Genomic DNA, 17,577 nt, shown 5'->3' on the forward strand with positions numbered 1-17,577 from the left:
TATGTTTTTTCGGTTACCTAAATGAGTCGCAACAGACCTTAGTCTCACATAATAATTAAATACTAGATGGATGTATTGTTCATAAACCCCGATTCGTCTACTAAGGCTTATCAGGATCTCGCTAAAACCTATTCAGCTATCGAGCCCCTACATGGGCACTTTTACTGGCGGAGTCATGCCGAAGCAAGGGATTTGATGTAGCCTTAATGGATTGCGACGCTGAGCGTTTGACGCTTGAACAATCGGTTCAGCGCATTGATGAGCTCAACCCCCGTTTGGTAGTGTTTGTTGTTTACGGGCAAAACCCCAATTCCGGAACAACCAGTATGATCGGCGCATTGGCCTTGGCTAGCGCGTTTAAGGATGCTGCTGGTAACCAAACGCCGATTGCCTTTGTTGGGTCGCATACGAGCGCTTTGCCTCTGGACGTTTTGGCTCATGAGTGCGTCGATATTGTGTTGCTCAACGAAGGTGTTTACGCATTGCACAACCTGTTGAAAGGCAATCTCAAGAGCGACTTGGCGCATGTCAAGGGCATCGGCTATAAACAAAGCTCTTCGGCTTTGCCCGTGCTCAACCCGCCTCAGTCCGTGGTACCGCAGGAACGAATGGACGAAGACCTGCCGGGTTATGCCTGGGATTTGCTGCCTTACCGCGACAAGCCACTCGACCTTTACCGGGCGCATTTCTGGCATGCCGAGTTCAGCCACGACAAACGCACACCGTTCGCGGCTATTTACACCTCTCTAGGTTGCAATTTCGGTTGCGATTTCTGCATGATCAACATTGTCAATCGGTCCGATAACGGCGCCGGCATTGATGCCTCGCACTCCCGCGGCATGCGTTTCTGGTCGCCAGCCTGGGTAATTCGCGAAATGGAGAAACTGGCGACGCTTGGCGTTCGCACACTACGCATCAGCGACGAAATGTTCTTCCTCAATCGTAAGTACTACGAGCCGATACTGCAAAACGTGGTCGATAGAGGTTTCGACTTTAACATGTGGACTTATTCCCGCGTCGATACCGTCAGGCGCGATGCGCTCGATTTATTTAAACGCGCCGGCGTAAATTGGCTGGCATTGGGCATCGAGGCGGGTAATCAAATGGTGCGCCAAGAAGTTTCCAAGGGGTCGTTCAAGGAAGTCAATATCCGTGACGTGTGCGACACGATTGGCGATGCCGGCATCAGCATTATCAGCAACTATATCTTCGGCTTCCCGGATGATACGCTGGAAACGATGCAGCAAACGCTCGATCTTGCCATCGAGCTCAATACCGAGATGGCCAACATGTATCCTTGTCAGGCCTTGCCGGGCAGTCCTATGTACCATATTGCCAAACGCAACGGCTGGAAACTGCCCGAGACTTACGAAGGCTTTGCCTTCCTGTCGTATGAATGCGAACCGTTGCCGACTAAGTATTTGCGTTCGGAGGATGTGTTGCGTTTCCGTGATCAGGCATGGCAAACCTACTTTTCAAATCCCGCCTATCTCGGGCTTGCCGAGCGCCGTTTTGGCGTGCAGGAGCGCAAGAATATCGAGGACATGGCGAGCATCCGCCTTAAGCGAAAATTGTTGGGAGATTGAGCACTTGATTATCACCAGAACCCCGTTCAGGATTTCGTTTTTTGGGGGGGGCACCGATTACCCGGGTTGGTATCGCGAGCATGGCGGCGCCGTGCTGTCGACCTCCATCGATAAATATTGCTACATCAGTTGCCGTCGCCTGCCGCCGTTTTTTGACCATAAACACCGCATCGTCTATTCCTTGATCGAAAACGTCAAACATAACGACGAAATTCAACATCCCGCGGTGCGCGCTGTGCTTAACTGGGCGAATGTTGCAGAAGGCCTGGAAATTCATCACGATGGCGACCTGCCTGCTCGTTCCGGTTTGGGTTCCAGTTCGTCGTTTACCGTGGGCTTATTGAACGCCTTGCAGGCCTTGCAAGGGCGAATGACCAACAAGGATGAATTGGCCAGCGATGCGATTCACATCGAACAAAACTTGATTGGTGAGAATGTCGGCTCCCAGGATCAAGTGTCCGCGGCCTTCGGTGGCTTCAACCGGATTGAGTTTCATACCAATGATACCTTCGACGTTGCACCGTTGATTCTGCCGCAACAGCGCCAACAAGAGCTCCGTCAACATTTGATGCTGTGCTTTACCGGCTTCTCGCGTATCGCCTCCGAGGTCGCGAAGTCGAAAATCGACAATTTGAAAAATCGCGAAAAAGAGCTGAAGTTGATGCGGGCAATGGTTGACGAGGCTATTGCATTGCTGCAGGACGGCCGCGAACCCATCGAATCCTTTGGTAAGCTGTTGGATGCTAGTTGGCATTACAAACGTAGCTTGTCCGAGCGGGTGTCCACCCCAGAGATCGACGAAATATACAATGCGGCCATGGACGCTGGCGCCATCGGCGGCAAAATTTTGGGCGCGGGTGGTGGTGGTTTCTTATTGTTGTTTGCTAAACCGGAGAAACAGGCCGTGATTCGCGAACGGCTCAACAACTTGATTCACGTGCCGTTCAATTTCGAAGACTCCGGCAGCCGAGTGGTTCTCTACCAACCCAACGGACTTTAATTGTGATGCACCAGTTTTTATGTCTTGGCCTTTATGCCGGGGTGGCCAACGGTTCGCCCCGTTCTCGAACCAACGCCGAAACGGAGGCGCTGCTTTGAATTCCGAACCCCTTGATTTACGCGCCAAGGCCCATTGGGTCTGGAGAGAGACGCTAGCGATCCACCGTCGCGCGCCCGAGACTCGGTTGGCTTCGTCGCTATCAGCCGTTGAAATTTTCGTCGCCTTGTATTACGGAGGCGTCTTGCGTTTCGATGCCTCTCAGCCATTGGCGGCGCATCGTGACCGTTGCGTGATCAGTAAGGGCCACGGTTCAATTTGCATGTATCCGATTTTGGCCGATCTCGGTTTTTTTTCCAAAGATGAATTGTTGCGAGTTTGCCATAGCGGCGGTTTTTTGGGCGGTATTCCCGATCCGGTGATTCCCGGTTATGAGACCGTCAACGGTTCGCTCGGTCATGGTCTGGGCGTAGCCACCGGTATGGCTCTGGGCTTGAAGCGGCTCGACAGTGATCGACAAGTGTTCGTGGTGTCGGGTGACGGCGAATTGCACGAAGGCGCCAATTGGGAGGCAGCGATGTTTGCCTCTCAGCACAGGCTCGACAATCTGAATCTCGTCATCGACGACAACGGTATCAGCATGCTCGGCTATACCGATGACATCGTCAGCCACCATTCGCTAAGCGAGCGCTTAACCGCGTTTGGCTGGGATTGCCGCCGAGTCGATGGTCACGATGTGTTGGCTGTGCAGGCTGGTTTGTTGGAGATGAAGGCGACGACGGCTGGTAAACCGAAAGCACTGATCGCCAAAACCTTGAAAGGTCGCGGTGTGCCGGGTTTGGAGAATGCGCCTTTGTCCCACATTCTTAATCCCAAGCCGGAATTAATTGACAGTCTACTGGAGCAATTGCCATGACGACCAAGCCGCTACCGATGCGCGACGTTCTGCTTGATCGGATTTGGCAAGCGATGGGGCAGGATGCAAAAATATTTTTCGTCAGTGCGGATTTTGGTTCGCCGATACTGGATAAAATACGCGCCGATTTCCCCTCCCGTTTTGTCAACGTCGGCATCGCCGAGCAAAATTTGATCAACGTGTCTGCTGGTCTGGCGCTCGAAGGGTTTACGGTGTTTGCTTACGCGATCGCGCCGTTCATAACCATGCGCTGTTACGAACAGATTCGTGTCAGCTTGGCATTGCTGTCGGAGGTGCGGCCGATTAACGTTAATTTGATCGGTGTCGGCGCCGGGTATAGTTACGTGGTTTCCGGGCCGACGCACCAGTGCTACGAAGACTTGACCCTTATGCGCGCGATGCCGAATTTTCAGGTGTTTTCCCCCGCCGACCATGTAACCGCTGGAGCATTGTTCGAGCGCTGCGTATCGGCTACCGGCCCCAAATATTTGCGCTTTGACGCTCAGGTATTGCCGGTAATCTACGAACAAACGGTACCGGATTTGCGATTGGGTTTTCACGTTCACCGTCGAGGGCGGCGCATATGTTTGCTGGCGACCGGCTACATGTTACATACCGCGCTGAAGGTGGCGGCTCAGCAAGACCCCGAGCACGATGTCGGTGTCATCGATTTGGTGGACATTGCGCGTTTCGATGAGGATAGCTTAGCTGACGAACTCGCTGGCTATCAAGGCTTGGTCAGTTTGGAAGAAGGCTTCAGTGGCCGCGGTGGGGTTGATGCCATGCTATTCGATTTTCTGGCTCGACGGAACCTGCCTTTGACGCTGCTCAATCTGGGGGTCAATGGCGGCTACCGTTTTGAGCTGGGTACACGGGCCGAATTGCACGAACAAGTCGGCATAGGGCCAGAAGCCGTGCAACGGCGCGTTGCGGCCTTCATTCAATCACTTTCTCATTAACCGGGTATTCGACAACATGAAATTCCCCCTGATGCGTAACAACATTCTGCGCGAAGATCTCGACGCAGTGATCGAACATCTCAAACAAGACGATCCGATTTTGACTCATGGTGCGAACGTGCGCGCGTTCGAGGCCGAGTGGTCGGAGTGGCTGGGCGTGAAATACAGTGTTTTCCTGAATTCCGGTGCTTCGGCTAACCTGCTGACCATGGCGGTGTTGAAAATACGCCACCCCGAAGGCGGCGAAGTCATCGTGCCGCCGCTGGCCTGGGTATCCGATGTCGCATCGGTGTTGCAGAACGGCTTTACCCCGATATTTGCCGACATCAATCCGGCGACACTGGCGATGGATACGCAACAAATTCTGAGTAAGATTACCGACAAAACTCGCGCCGTATTTCTGACTCACGTCCAAGGTTTCGATGGCCTGACCGACGAACTGGTTGCGGAACTCGAACGCCGCCACATTCCGTTGATCGAAGATGTCTGCGAATCGCACGGCGCCCGCCATAACGGTAAATTGCTGGGTAGTATCGGCTGGATTTCCAATTTTTCCTATTACTACGCCCACCACATGAGCACCATTGAGGGCGGCATGGTTTGCACCAACGACCCCGAGGTCTACCAGCAAGTGCGCATGTTGCGTTCGCACGGCATGGTGCGCGAGGCGACCGACAATGATTTGAAGGCACGCTACATCGACGAAAATCCGCAGCTCAACCCGGATTTTATTTTTGCCTATCCGGCCTATAACACCCGTAATACCGAAATCGGCGGCATAATGGGCCGTAGCCAACTCAAACGCCTCGATATGATCGTACAACGGCGTACCGAAAATTTGCTGCGCTTTCTCGATAAAATTGATGCGTCCAAATACCGCACCGATTTCAAACTTGAGGGGTCGAGCAATTACGCTTTTAATCTGATCCTCAAAGAGGCCGACGATAATTTGGTTCAACGAGTGATGAAAAAAATGCGCGAATCCGGCATCGAATTCCGCCGAGGTAGCGCCGGCGGCGGCAACCAGATCCGTCAGCCGTATTTGCGCGGCATCGTGCCGGAAGGCCATCATCTGGAATATCCGAATACCGAACACGTTCATTTTTACGGTTTTTACATCGGCAATTTCCCCGACTTGAACTCTGCCGAAGTCGACGAACTGTGCGCGTTGCTCAACGCGGTTTGACGGCGACATCGTGACCACGGCAATTGTTCTGGCAGGCGGCTTGGGCACTCGTTTGCGTGACGCGGTACCCGATTTGCCGAAACCGATGGCCCCAATTAATGGTCGGCCGTTTCTCGAATTTTTATTCGAGTATTGGCGTACCCAGGGTGTGGAGCGTTTCATTCTATCGGTTGGCTACCGGTGCGATGCCATCATTGATTACTTCGGTGAGAATTATCGTGGTGCGATGATCGAATACGTGCTCGAACAAACTCCTCTGGGTACCGGTGGGGGGGTGCTGTTAGCCGCACGCAACATCTCGGCCGGCGAACGTTTTCTGTTGCTCAACGGCGATACTTTCTTCGCTGTGGATTTGGAGCAGTTAAAGTGTTTCGCACAACGTAACGACGCGGATTGCTGTTTTTCGTTGTTTCGTTCCAACGAAGAAGGCCGCTATATGGCGCTGGAAGTAGCGGACGACGGGCGCATCGAGTCCTTGCAGTCAGGTAAGGGCGGTATCGGCAGTTTGGCCAACGGCGGCGTGTATTGCCTGCGCCGTAGCGCATTGTTGGAAGAACAATTTACGCCAAACGCCAAATGGTCTCTCGAAGACGATATTTTTCCGGCGGCTTTGACGGCCGGTCGGCGTTTAACCGGTATCGAGTTTCAGGGCACTTTCATCGACATTGGCATTCCAGACGATTACGCACGCGCCGCGCAAGTGTTGAACCAGGAGGCGGCGTGGATATAGTTTCGCGCATCAGGATCAATGTTCAAGCCTCGATTGATGCCAAGATCAGTCTATTGGCGGATACCGAGGCTTTAACCGAATTCGGCGCAGCGGTGGAAGCCGTCATTGCCTGTTATCGCAACGGTGGCCGCATTTATATCGCCGGTAACGGCGGCTCGGCGGCCGATGCTCAGCATTTGGCGGCGGAGTTTGTCAGTAAACTGGCGCGGGAACGTGACGCCTTGCCCGCAGAAGCCCTGACTGTCGATAGTTCCATCCTGACCGCAATCGGCAACGACTACGGATTTGAACACGTATTTTCCAGGCAGCTGGCCGGTAAAGCCTGCGGCAACGACGTCTTTTTAGGCATCAGCACGTCGGGTCAGTCGCCGAACATCTTGCAAGCGCTGGCGCAATGCCGCGCTATGTCGATACCCAGCATCGTATTTTGCGGCCGCGATGGCGGCAAAGCGCGCGAACTTGCGATGTATGCAGTAGTCGTTCCGGGAACTGCGACCAGCACTATTCAGGAATTGCACATAGTCCTGGCGCATACGCTGTGCGAGTGCGTCGAAGCGGCAATCTTTGGCGAATGAATTTTTTCGAACCGAAAGGAGAGTTATGAGTTACAACATTTTAGTGACCGGCGGTGCCGGCTATCTGGGTTCTACCATGGTACCCGACTTGCTGGCGGCGGGACATAAAGTTACGGTGCTCGACAACTTCATGTTCAAGCAAAGCAGTTTGAACCACGTTTGCCACCACCCGAATTTCTCGGTCGTAAAGGGTGACATCCGCTTGGAAAAAAATGTCGCACCATTGCTCAAAAATGCCGATATTGTGATTCCGTTGGCTGCGCTGGTGGGGGCGCCGCTGTGCAATCTGGATCCAATCGGCGCAACCACTACCAACCACGACGCGATCACGCTGATGCTGAAGTTGTTGGCCAAGGATCAAATCGTGTTGATGCCGACCACGAACAGCGCTTACGGCACCGGCGATGAAAACAATTTTTGTACCGAGGAGTCGCCGTTGCGTCCGATTTCGCAATATGCAATCGAAAAGGTCAAAATCGAACAGGAATTGATGCAGCGCGAAAACGCAATCAGCTTCCGTTTGGCGACCGTATTTGGCATGTCGCCAAGGATGCGCGTTGATTTGCTGGTTAACGACTTTACCTATCGCGCGGTCAACGACCGTTTTGTCGTGCTGTTCGAAGGTTATTTCAAACGCAATTACGTACACGTGCGTGACGTTTCAAGGGCTTTCCAGCATGCGATTGCCAATTATGACGCGATGAAGGGCCAGATTTACAATGTGGGGCTCTCCGAAGCCAACGTGTCTAAAAAGGAATTGTGCGAAACAATCAAAAAGCAGATTCCCGACTTCGTGTTTATCGACGCACCGGTCGGTAAAGATCCCGATCAGCGCAACTACATCGTCTCCAATGCAAAAATTGAGGCAACCGGTTACAAAACTTCTGTCAGCCTTGATGCTGGTATTGCTGAATTGATCAAAGGTTTCACGATGATCAAGAACTCGATGTACGGCAACGTTTGATCTAACACCAAACTAAACCTCAGCGCCGGCATGCAACACGAAAATAACGTAAAGGACGAAAACTTTAGGATCGAACTTTTGGGGCGGCAAGAGGTATTCGAAAATGCGTTATTTCGGGTTTATGCCGATCACGTCGTTGATTCTCACGGCAACGAAGTGCCGCGCTATCTGAGCGTCGTACCTCGCTGCTTAGTCGAGGGCTCTGTCGCTGGCGTTGCTGTACTTCCGGTTGCAAGGCACTGTATTGGCTTGATCCGAGTGTTAAGACATCCCTTGCAGCGCTGGTCTTGGGAAGTGGTCAAGGGGCATGGGGAGCCCGGTGAAAGCCCCGCCGCCTCAGCGGAACGCGAGCTGATGGAAGAGACGGGGTTGGCGCTATTGGACGGTGGTTTGAGGGATATGGGGGAGCTGTCGCCGGAAGCAGGCGTTATCCAGGCTCGCTCTCGGCTGTTTGCCGCTTCGGTCGATGCCGGTGCAACCGCCAAGGTCGAACCGGAGTTCGGCCACGGCGAGCTTCAATTTTTCGACCGATCCAAGGTATTACAAATGATTGCCGAGGGTGAAATCGAAGACGCCAGTTCGTTGGTGCTGGTTTACAAATGGTTGATGACGCATGATTTCAATGTTTGAAGACATTTTTGATTTGTTGCTCCGCTACGGCTTTTTAAATGTGCTATCAGCTAGTTTGAGTTCAATTCGCCGCCCAAACTAATTTGCCCGGTAATCTAATCTCCGCCTTGATTCCATGTTGGATATTGTCAGTAATATTATGAAGTATCGTTCACTAATTGGCGCACTTGCCTTGCGTGATTTGCAAAGCAGATACGTTGGGACTATGGGTGGGGCATTATGGTCTATCATCCAGCCAGCCTCTACGGTGGCGGTGTTTTATTTTGTGTTCTCGGTAGGTTTTAAAGCGGCCGCGCCCGCCGGTTCGCCTTTCATTATGTGGTTTATCACCGGACTGATGGTTTGGTTTTATTTCAATGAAACTTTGATCACCATTACCGGATCGGTGACCGGTAACGCTCATCTGATTAAGAAAACCGTTTTTCCGACCGAAATACTCCCCTTCGTATTCATCACGGCAGGTATTGTGCCGCATATGATCTTCATGATCTTTGTGATAGGAATGCAAGTTTGGTATGACATTGCATTTTCGCCGGTGCGTTTGTTGGTGGTCTATTTCATGCTGTGCAACGCCACATTGCTACTCGGTCTGGGTTGGTTGTTTTCCGCGCTACAAGTGTTTTACCGGGACATAGCGCAAGCCCTATCCGTGATATTGAATGTTCTGTTTTGGTTAACGCCGATTGTGTGGTCAATGGAACTGTTGCCGGAAAATTATCGCCATCTATTATCTTATAATCCAATTTACTATATTGTTGAAGGGTATCGTGGCTTACTTATATTTCCGGAGCCGAAATTACCAAATTTAGCTGATACTGCTTTTTTTTGGATTGTGACAATTTCGATTCTATTTTGCGGTGCTTATATTTTTCGGCGGCTTAAGCCTGAGTTTGCCGATATGCTTTGAATATAATGGAGCATAATGTGATTAATAAGCGTTATTTAACTGAAATGGAGGGGGCTTAATGGAGTCGTTGCCCGCAATATCAGTTTGCAACGTTAGTAAGAAATTCAGATTGTTTTCTTCTCCGAAGCAACGGTTAATTGAGGCTATTCATCCATTCCGTAAGCAGTACCACAAAGAATTTTGGGCGCTGAGGAATATTAGTTTCGATGTGCATCGCGGGGAAATCTTCGGTATTTTGGGGCGTAACGGTTCAGGCAAGTCGACGTTATTGCAAATCATCTGCGCAGTGATGCAGGCTACCGGAGGAGAGGTTAAGTCGAGCGGCAGAATTTCCGCATTACTGGAGTTGGGAGCTGGTTTCAATCCCGAATTCACCGGGCGTGAAAATGTCATTTTAAATGGTGCCATTCAAGGTTTTTCGAAACAGGAAATGCAAGAGCGTATCGACGATATCGAAGCATTTGCCGACATCGGCGAATTCTTTGATCAGCCGGTTAAGCTTTATTCTTCTGGAATGTTTGTCCGGGTTGCATTTGCGGCCGCGATTCATATAGACCCCGAAATCCTTGTCGTCGACGAGGCGCTGAGCGTTGGTGATTCCAAATTCCAACACCGTTGTTTCCAACGCATCCGAAACTTCATGGAGCAAGGCAAGACTATTTTGGTTGTCTCGCACAGTACGGACACCCTGTTAAGGATTTGCAACCGTGGCGTCGTTTTGGATCGGGGAGAGTTGGTACACATCGGCCCGATCGCTGGTGCTGTCAATCACTACCAAAAGTTGTTGTTCGGAGAGGCTCAAAACATATCGAAGAACAACGGTAAACGAAAGAAGGAAATGGTCAAGGGAATGTCGGAGATGCCCAAAAAGGAAAGGGCGGACAAAACCGATAAAATCCCTTTAAAACCTACCTATAACCGCCACGAAACCCGAATGGGCTCGGGTAAGGCCCGGATTGTCGATTTCGATCTGGTGGTCGATGGTGAATTGAATCCTCCCGAGATTGCCTCGCATGCCAATTGCGAGTTGATTGTCAAATTAGTCGGCAACGAGTTCGTGCAACTCTCGGTTGGTTTTGCCATCGTCTCGCTAGAAGGCACTTATGTTTTTGGCACTAACCTGGCAATGATGGGACATCCTCCCGCTCAAATCGAAGCTGACGGCTATGCGGTGTTAAGATTCCATTGGCAAGCGCATCTTACCGGGGGCGAATATTTTCTCAATCTCGGTTGTAACGAATTTGTCGATGGGCAAGATAGTTTTGTCGATGTGCGACGCTCGGTGGCACGATTGAAATTTTCGGATACACCGCAGTCGGTCGGTTTTGTTGACCTTCAGGTCGTACCTGAATTAGTGGCTGTAGAGATTCCGGATGAGCAGGTAGTTTAATGATAGCTCCACGACCGTTGGTGGTAGGTTATCCCCGTAGCGGTTTCTCTTTACTCATCAGCGTGATTGCTGAACTTGTCGGTCCGGCACGGGATAGACGTACGCTTAGCATCAAAGCGCTGTGCGACACTGCCGGATTCCAGATTTCCCGGCGAATAGAAGATGTGTTCATGCGCCGCGGTCTGTCGCACGATCTCATTTACAATTACAACTTTCGACAATTGGCCGGAGGACCTAAATGGTTGGCCGGTTCCGAGTTTCGCGATGCTCGATTTCGAAAATATATCGGCCTGCGTGGTGGCGGGGATTTCACATTAATTACTTCTCATCCCCGAGAGATTCTCAATTATTACGAGGTTGTCCATTCGCATGTTGGGCCGGCGGCTTGGTTGAGCGCGCTTGATGTCCCGAAGGGCTTGCGTTTTGCATCAATGCGTCATCCCGCGGGAACGCTAACATCTGCCTGTTTTTCGATCAATGCGCTGGCCAGTGAATATATCCAACGTTTTGTTCCCTGTCAGGAGGATAACGACTTTCTAAGACAACGCCTTGCTCTTTACAAGCTTAGCGATCTTAACTTTTTCGAAGCGCTACTGCCGCCTTTTAAGGCTTACCTTGAAGAATTCACTCAGCAAGATCACCACTACTATTTGATGCGCTGGGAAGACTTGATTGATAGTCCGGTCAAGACCATTCTCGGTATTGCGGATGAATTGGGTTGCGGCACAAGCGTACCTCAGGCGCAAGCCTTATGGGCAAAACTCGACCACGTGAATCTAACCGGCGCCCACAAGCACAATCTACGTCGGGGGCATGGCATCGTTGAGGGCTGGAAGGACTGGATAACCAATACCCATCTCGATATTTTGCGCGACCACGGGATCGAAACGTATGCGGTTCGCTACGGTTACGGCCCCATGTCGCCTTTAGACGAAAGTGCGTATACGCCATTTCAGCAAATGCTCGAAGACTATATTCGACGGGGCGAGGTATTTCGTGATTACGGTGACGAAGATTTGTTTGGATTTGCTTTCAACAAGTCCAACATCGATTTTTCTCGTTTTGGTTTTCGCCAATATCCTTGGCGAACCCATACGGCCATTGAGCGGTCCTCGTGCCGCGACGAAAGCTTGGTCATGGAAGTGTCGGATGTGGCGGAGGAGGCGTGCGGCATTTTCAATGAAGCAGCCTCAATCTGGATCGACGCGGTGCATAATGACGATTTAGATTCGGCCATGATAGATTCGATAACGCCAGTCGTATCAAGACTTTACGATAATGATGCGGAGCTGGCCTCGTTTGTATCCGCTATGACCGCTGCGGTCAATGCTGGCCAGTGCTCCTACGCCGGTAAGAAGGAGAAATACTCTGAGCCTCTGTTGCTGGATAGCGTGGGAACGACAAATATCGTACTTTTTCAAGGCAAGTATTATGCGGTTCCACAGGCGTTGGGGCCTGTCGATTTTAGCCTGCCGAACCTCTCCGGCATTGCTTTTACGGGAATTGCAGATTCTTTTTCCGAACTCATTTTGATGGTGAATAAATGAAAGGAAACAGCAGCGAACTTAGATTTCTCGAGCCGACTGCGCGAGCCTTTGCAGAAGCCTTGCGCGACAATCCGCCATTAAACGGGCCTGTTTATCTTGTGGGTCACGGCGAGCTTGCGGATACCATCGTGCGGGATGCTGCTAACGAAGGCGTATCGGTTATTGCGCACGCGGATATTCCACCAATGGAAGTTCTAAAACAAGCTCGCGTGTTGTTGTTTACGGAAACTCGCGGCGAGCAACTTGGGGATCTGTTGTTGGCATGTTCGGATCTGCAACAGGTACGGATTTTTGCGCCGAAAAGTGATTGGCACATGAGTCGCAAACCCTTGTTTATAGTTTCTATCCCCAAGGCTGGAACGCATTTGGCCTACGAGTTTGCTCGAGCGTTGGGATATGCTGCTGGTATTCAAATACCTGATTTTCCCAAGCCAGGCACTTGGTATTGTATCGAATACAGTAACTCACATACGGTTGCTCGCGATTTCTTTATCGACTCGGTGCGCCGAGCGCCATTTGGCAATCGGCACCATCCGGTTACTCAATCCCCTGTGCTCTTTGTTTACCGGCACCCGTTGGATATTCTGGTCTCTGAGGCGCATTACTACCATCGCGAAGGTAAAACGGTTTTCGCAGGCTATTTTTCCGGTGAGGATTTTGAACATCGGGTGCGCCAATTGGTAGACGACGAATGGTTGTTGGGTTCCTTACGGCAGCGTGTGGGAGGTTTTTTGCCATGGCTGAATTTTCCGAATGTCATCCCGGTCGCTTTCGAGGAACTGGTGGGGGGAGCCGGCGGCGGTTCGGCACGCGCTCAACTTAAATCGATTTGGGCCATACAGTTAAAACTTCAGGCGGACGGTATTACCAAAGACATCGCTGCTCAGGTCTTCAATCAGAATTCGGCGACTTTTCGTGAAGGTCGTATAGGTGGCTATCTTTCGCAATTGCCTTCAAATCTGATCGACGAATTGGCCGATCGATGCTCTGATGTTCTTTCCGGCTTCGGCTACACGGTAAGGGGTGATTCGTTGATTCCTAGCCGGGTGGCTGAATTTCAGTCGCGTCCGTTGCGGTATTCGGCCAAAGACTTCAACGAGATGCCTTTGACCGTGGAACAAGACTTCATGGGCTGCAATCTTGTCCGCTATGCCCGCCGTTTTTATGCCGTCCCCCTGTCGGCGGGTGTTATTGCTCTGGAGGAATGCGCGCCCCAGCAGCTTGCGCGCTTGCCTTCGGCAACGACGCTTGCCGAATTAAAGTCCGTATTGTTGATTGGCCGTAAGGCTTATGATCGGCAATTGGCGCAGCTTAACCATACGGGGCTTGAGTTGCATTCCAACACGGCGCACAACGTTTCCCTGGCCTACTGGATGGAATCCGAAGAGCCTTGTCTCTTTGATGCTTACAAAGGCTTCAATTTGGTGGCCTGGAAGGGACGTTATTTCGCTTTGCGTCAGTCTGTTGGCACGATCAATTTAGCGCAAAATTTACAGACTTTGCTGACCCTTTACACGCCGGACGCTATTCTAATGGCAAGGGATGTCGACACTCTGATGGATGATATAGATGGTATCTCGACGGCGGTTCGCCTGACGAATAATGTCAACGGAAATATTGCCGGTTTGCAAGCTCAGCTCGACGACTGTGCGCGTTCGATCCAAACGCAATCGGAACAGTTACAGTTGCAGAATGTTTATGATATGGCCCGTTTATACGGGGAAAAAATCGAAGGTTCTCTACAGGCTTTGAGTCTGCAGATTGAAGACTCCGTGGTCAAAGGTTTGCAACATACGCTAACTAGCATCATTCAACAGCATGTTTATGATATGTCCCGTTTATACGGAGAAAAAATCGAAGGTTCTCTACAGGGATTGAGCCTGCAAATTGAGGGCTCCGTGGTCAAAAGTTTGCAGAATACGTTAACTAGCATTATTCAACAGCACGCAGACTTGCAAGGTGAACTACACAAACAAGAAGAACGAATTATGGACTTGAATAATAAGCTCAACATTCGTAATGCGAGTTTCCTATCGCGTCTGTTTCGGAGAAAACCTTGATGAGCGAACAGATACTGAATGTCGCAATTCCCTGGAGCCTGACACACTATATTCCGCTGAATGGCTTTCATCCCCTCTACCGGGCGTTGTTCGAAGAGAAGCCCGACTGGTTGAATATCGCGGCATGGGATAACATCGAGTTATCGCAATCTTTGCGCGGCGACGAGGCGTTCAGAGAATCCTTACTCGCCGAAGTTGCGAAAGAGGCTGTCAAGTTGGAAAACGTTTCCTTATCGCCTATCGAGAAGGATTACTTTGCGCACTATTGGTCCGCCAATCAGGCATTAACCCGATTATTGCCCGGTGAGATTGAAGTTCATCACACTGCACCGTTTCCGAGTCTGTGTCGCCCTTTTGTATTTCACTGCGAATCGTTCGCGCCGGTTTTTTTTCCATTCGCGCATCAAGGAACCGGTAGCATGGAATCGCAAGAACAGGTACGAGCGCATTACAAGCAAATATTCGAAAATCCGCTGTGTCTTGGAGTTTTTTCCCATTTACCTGAGACGATCACGGATTTGAGCCGTTTTTTTGCGTCGCCTATCATCGATGCCAAGCTTCATTTGTCGCGCATTGGTTTAATGGAGGGGGCGGAAGAAAATAAACGATTATCCAAAGGTCCTCTATCGTCAACCAGATTCCTGTTTGTCAATTCGGCCAATCAGAATCCCGCAAATTTTTTCTTGCGCGGCGGGCATATTGTCTTGCGTTTTTGGCAAGCCTTTTGTCGCGATCCGGAGAATAAACGATTGTTTATGCGTTGCGGACGCCCCTCGGATGCAATGTTGCGACAATATGGTGTTGATTTAGATTGGTTGGGCTGTCACGAAGGTCATAGCATTATATGGATTGAGGATTATCTGACAGCGCATGAACTGGAGAAGCTAATGTGCGCCGCGCATTTTCTGCTGCTTCCGAGCGCTTCCTTGCATTCGGTTTCGATCATGCAGGCTATGGACGCGGGCGCTGTGCCGGTTGTCTCCGATACCATTGGGACCAGCCTCTATGTCGTGGATGGGAAGGATGGAATAATCTTATCCGGAGTATATGCCAACAATTGGCGACGAGATCCTGAATGCGGAGTAATGATTGATCAATATGCTCGAAATCCAGATTTGGAAGACGCCCTTGTTGAACAACTCTTAAGGCGCATAACAGAACTGTTCCAAAATCCAAAAAAATACGCAGAATTGTCTGCCAACGTGTGCAGAAAAGCTCGTATGGAGTTTTCAGGGCGCCTATTCAGCGAAGCCTTTTGGTCTGACGTATATGGTTTATATCAGGATTTTCTTAAAGATAATCTTGTGTCGAATGGGGCAACAGATTTATCGCCAGCGAAGCATCATCTTTTAATTGACGACAGCGATTGGGGCAGGGTTTTCACGAGTCCGCCGCAACCGGTAGCGAGATTGCATACCGGTCAAGGATGCGTCACCGAAATGGGGGGGTGTTTTATTGCCTCTCCTGGCGATCAAGCGGTGGGGTTGCATGACTGGTCTCCAATCACTGAGTATGTCGAGCAGTCATTGCCCATCCCTCTCGCGTTTTCAACGGAAATAAAAGGGTTAGGCGGATGTTATCTCAGAGTCCCAATCACGGAGGCCGAGCGCCGAAATACAAAACGGTTTATTGAAGTCGTAGCCAACAAATTAATGCCTTTTCCCCTTGTTTACGCGCTCTCATCCAAATTTCTTAAGTTGTTAAGGCGTTTATATCGAGCATGGAGGCAATTCTTTGGCGAAATAGTTGCCGAGCAAAAAATAGCCCAGCCGGAAGCCAATATTGAACTTGTTGCACAAGATATGAATGGGCTGAATATTATACGTTGCAATCATCAGTTTTATGCCATCTCCAAGAATGGAGGAGAATTCAACAAGCAGCGCGCAGATGCTGGAGATTACGAAGTTTGCATTAAAGGAACAAGTCTTAAGGACATTCTGCGTAAAGTTGAAGAGTTATCGACTGTATCGCAAGAAAGCATTGAGTTGGTTGAAGAAGGGGTTTGCGGCTTCAATTTGATCCGTGTTGGAAATTCTTTTTTTGCAATCATGCAAGCCGAAGGGGCATTTGATATGAATCGTGTAAATACAAACGGCTATAGCCAGCTCTATACCGGCGACTCGCTTGAGGACGTAAGAATGGCTGTAGAGCGCAGTTTGTCATGACCGGGCATTCCAAGAGTCGGTCGATTCACCTTTGGTTATATAACCATCCTTTACAAGGCGTAACTGATCAGATCGAGTTCTTTTTTCTGATAATGCAGCAACATGGTTATTCCGTGACTATGGGGCGCACCCCAAAGGATAGTGCGCTAAATGTAGTCATCGAGAATTTTTCGGAAATGACCAGCAGGACACTCATTGATTATTGCGAACGCACTGGCAAGCGAGTGGCGGTTATTATGACCGAGCACCTTGATCTGGTTGGAAACGAATTGTTCATCCATGGCGACCGATTATGGAGCAATAATGACTACATGCATCCTGCAACTCAGGTGGCGAGAATCAAGAATCTCATGGATTGCGTACCTTATTTTCGGGCTATTTTTGTGTTGGGGGACCTGCCTGAGTTAGTAGGGTCTGAGAGAATGTTTCCCGGCCTTACAGTCAGAACGCTTCCGTTTCCCGAATTAGTGCGTGTTGATTTGACGGGTCAAAACCCGACGCATGAAGTCGTTTTTTCCGGCGCACTTACTGCGTTTCGGGATCAAACGCTACGGGCGATTGCCGAACGTTTTGTGTTAGCGCAAACCTCGAACTTTTTACCGAGAAAGGGGCGTGACCGACTTAATGAATCCGCGCGCATCGTGTTGAATATTCCCCAGCGACCCAATTGGCGTTGGCTTTCACTGATGCGTATCATTGCCGCGTTGCGTTGCGGCCGAGCAACGGTTTCGATTGGAACGCAAGACCGATCCTGCATTGCTGAATGCTGTATTCAATTGCATGAAACTGGCTGGGAAGATGAATTAAGGCGGGTGGTGAATAATTGGCCCCAGGCCTATCAAGATTGTTTGACGCAATATGAAGGCATGCGGCAATCTTTTCTCGCGAAGCATCGGTTTCCACATGATTTGATAGAGTATTGGAGTTTATTGGAGCGCTTGGACACCTGATTAATAGGCATGAAT

The 17,577-nt window shown here is 50.4% G+C and carries 15 protein-coding genes and 1 pseudogene; all 16 read left to right on the plus strand.

The window, feature by feature from the left end; all coding sequences use genetic code 11:
• Positions 1–158 precede the first annotated feature (158 nt).
• Positions 159–482: pseudogene (locus tag JL719_RS24265) on the plus strand (cobalamin-dependent protein); the annotation flags it as partial.
• Positions 456–1,586 (plus strand): B12-binding domain-containing radical SAM protein, encoded by a 1,131-nt coding sequence (locus JL719_RS03340; protein ID WP_336643851.1) that lies wholly within the window; start codon positions 456–458, stop codon positions 1,584–1,586. The pseudogene JL719_RS24265 and the gene JL719_RS03340, both read left to right, overlap by 27 nt.
• A 4-nt stretch (positions 1,587–1,590) precedes the next feature.
• The gene (locus JL719_RS03345) at positions 1,591–2,586 is read left to right on the plus strand and encodes a GHMP family kinase ATP-binding protein (RefSeq protein ID WP_033155979.1); all 996 of its coding nucleotides are present in this window, start codon (positions 1,591–1,593) and stop codon (positions 2,584–2,586) included.
• Between the two features lie 94 nt (positions 2,587–2,680).
• Positions 2,681–3,499 carry a transketolase gene (locus JL719_RS03350; RefSeq protein WP_033155980.1) on the plus strand — a complete coding sequence of 273 codons (819 nt, stop codon included), beginning with the start codon at positions 2,681–2,683 and terminating at the stop codon, positions 3,497–3,499.
• Positions 3,496–4,458: a transketolase family protein gene (locus JL719_RS03355; protein ID WP_033155981.1), complete on the plus strand. Its 963-nt coding sequence runs from the start codon at positions 3,496–3,498 to the stop codon at positions 4,456–4,458. Before JL719_RS03350 ends, JL719_RS03355 begins: the two co-directional genes overlap by 4 nt.
• Before the next feature lie 16 nt (positions 4,459–4,474).
• Positions 4,475–5,644, plus strand: a complete 1,170-nt coding sequence (locus JL719_RS03360; RefSeq protein WP_033155982.1) for a DegT/DnrJ/EryC1/StrS family aminotransferase — start codon at positions 4,475–4,477, stop codon at positions 5,642–5,644.
• 10 nt (positions 5,645–5,654) lie between these two features.
• Positions 5,655–6,374, plus strand: a complete 720-nt coding sequence (locus JL719_RS03365; protein ID WP_201799013.1) for a nucleotidyltransferase family protein — start codon at positions 5,655–5,657, stop codon at positions 6,372–6,374.
• Complete coding sequence (locus JL719_RS03370; RefSeq protein ID WP_033155984.1) at positions 6,365–6,949, plus strand: D-sedoheptulose-7-phosphate isomerase; 585 nt, start codon at positions 6,365–6,367, stop codon at positions 6,947–6,949. The genes JL719_RS03365 and JL719_RS03370 overlap by 10 nt, the downstream gene beginning before the upstream one ends.
• A gap of 25 nt (positions 6,950–6,974) precedes the next feature.
• Positions 6,975–7,913: an NAD-dependent epimerase/dehydratase family protein gene (locus tag JL719_RS03375; RefSeq protein ID WP_033155985.1), complete on the plus strand. Its 939-nt coding sequence runs from the start codon at positions 6,975–6,977 to the stop codon at positions 7,911–7,913.
• Positions 7,914–7,943: 30 nt separating this feature from the next.
• A complete protein-coding gene (locus JL719_RS03380; RefSeq protein ID WP_051669803.1) occupies positions 7,944–8,543 on the plus strand; it encodes an NUDIX hydrolase in 600 nt (199 codons plus the stop codon).
• Positions 8,544–8,658: 115 nt separating this feature from the next.
• Positions 8,659–9,450: an ABC transporter permease gene (locus JL719_RS03385; protein ID WP_033155986.1), complete on the plus strand. Its 792-nt coding sequence runs from the start codon at positions 8,659–8,661 to the stop codon at positions 9,448–9,450.
• A 58-nt stretch (positions 9,451–9,508) separates the two neighbouring features.
• Positions 9,509–10,840, plus strand: a complete 1,332-nt coding sequence (locus JL719_RS03390) for an ABC transporter ATP-binding protein (RefSeq protein WP_033155987.1) — start codon at positions 9,509–9,511, stop codon at positions 10,838–10,840.
• A 62-nt stretch (positions 10,841–10,902) separates the two neighbouring features.
• Entirely contained in the window at positions 10,903–12,387 is a 1,485-nt protein-coding gene (locus tag JL719_RS03395) for a sulfotransferase family protein (protein ID WP_133120651.1), read from the plus strand.
• Positions 12,384–14,447, plus strand: a complete 2,064-nt coding sequence (locus tag JL719_RS03400; protein WP_033155989.1) for a hypothetical protein — start codon at positions 12,384–12,386, stop codon at positions 14,445–14,447. The genes JL719_RS03395 and JL719_RS03400 overlap by 4 nt, the downstream gene beginning before the upstream one ends.
• On the plus strand, positions 14,447–16,612 hold the full coding sequence (locus JL719_RS03405; RefSeq protein WP_033155990.1) for a glycosyltransferase: 2,166 nt from the start codon (positions 14,447–14,449) through the stop codon (positions 16,610–16,612). The genes JL719_RS03400 and JL719_RS03405 overlap by 1 nt, the downstream gene beginning before the upstream one ends.
• Positions 16,609–17,562, plus strand: a complete 954-nt coding sequence (locus JL719_RS03410; protein WP_033155991.1) for a hypothetical protein — start codon at positions 16,609–16,611, stop codon at positions 17,560–17,562. Before JL719_RS03405 ends, JL719_RS03410 begins: the two co-directional genes overlap by 4 nt.
• Positions 17,563–17,577 lie beyond the last annotated feature (15 nt).

Origin of the sequence: Methylomonas sp. LW13, from assembly GCF_016865255.1 — a bacterium.
Classification (GTDB): Bacteria; Pseudomonadota; Gammaproteobacteria; order Methylococcales; family Methylomonadaceae; genus Methylomonas.

Coding starts and splice junctions, on each gene's coding strand:
- JL719_RS03375 (WP_033155985.1), top strand. CDS start 6,975: ATGAGTTACAACATTTTAGTGACCGGCGGTGCCGGCTATCTGGGTTCT.
- JL719_RS03405 (WP_033155990.1), top strand. CDS start 14,447: ATGAGCGAACAGATACTGAATGTCGCAATTCCCTGGAGCCTGACACAC.
- JL719_RS03400 (WP_033155989.1), top strand. CDS start 12,384: ATGAAAGGAAACAGCAGCGAACTTAGATTTCTCGAGCCGACTGCGCGA.
- JL719_RS03410 (WP_033155991.1), top strand. CDS start 16,609: ATGACCGGGCATTCCAAGAGTCGGTCGATTCACCTTTGGTTATATAAC.
- JL719_RS03360 (WP_033155982.1), top strand. CDS start 4,475: ATGAAATTCCCCCTGATGCGTAACAACATTCTGCGCGAAGATCTCGAC.
- JL719_RS03355 (WP_033155981.1), top strand. CDS start 3,496: ATGACGACCAAGCCGCTACCGATGCGCGACGTTCTGCTTGATCGGATT.
- JL719_RS03385 (WP_033155986.1), top strand. CDS start 8,659: ATGTTGGATATTGTCAGTAATATTATGAAGTATCGTTCACTAATTGGC.
- JL719_RS03390 (WP_033155987.1), top strand. CDS start 9,509: ATGGAGTCGTTGCCCGCAATATCAGTTTGCAACGTTAGTAAGAAATTC.
- JL719_RS03380 (WP_051669803.1), top strand. CDS start 7,944: ATGCAACACGAAAATAACGTAAAGGACGAAAACTTTAGGATCGAACTT.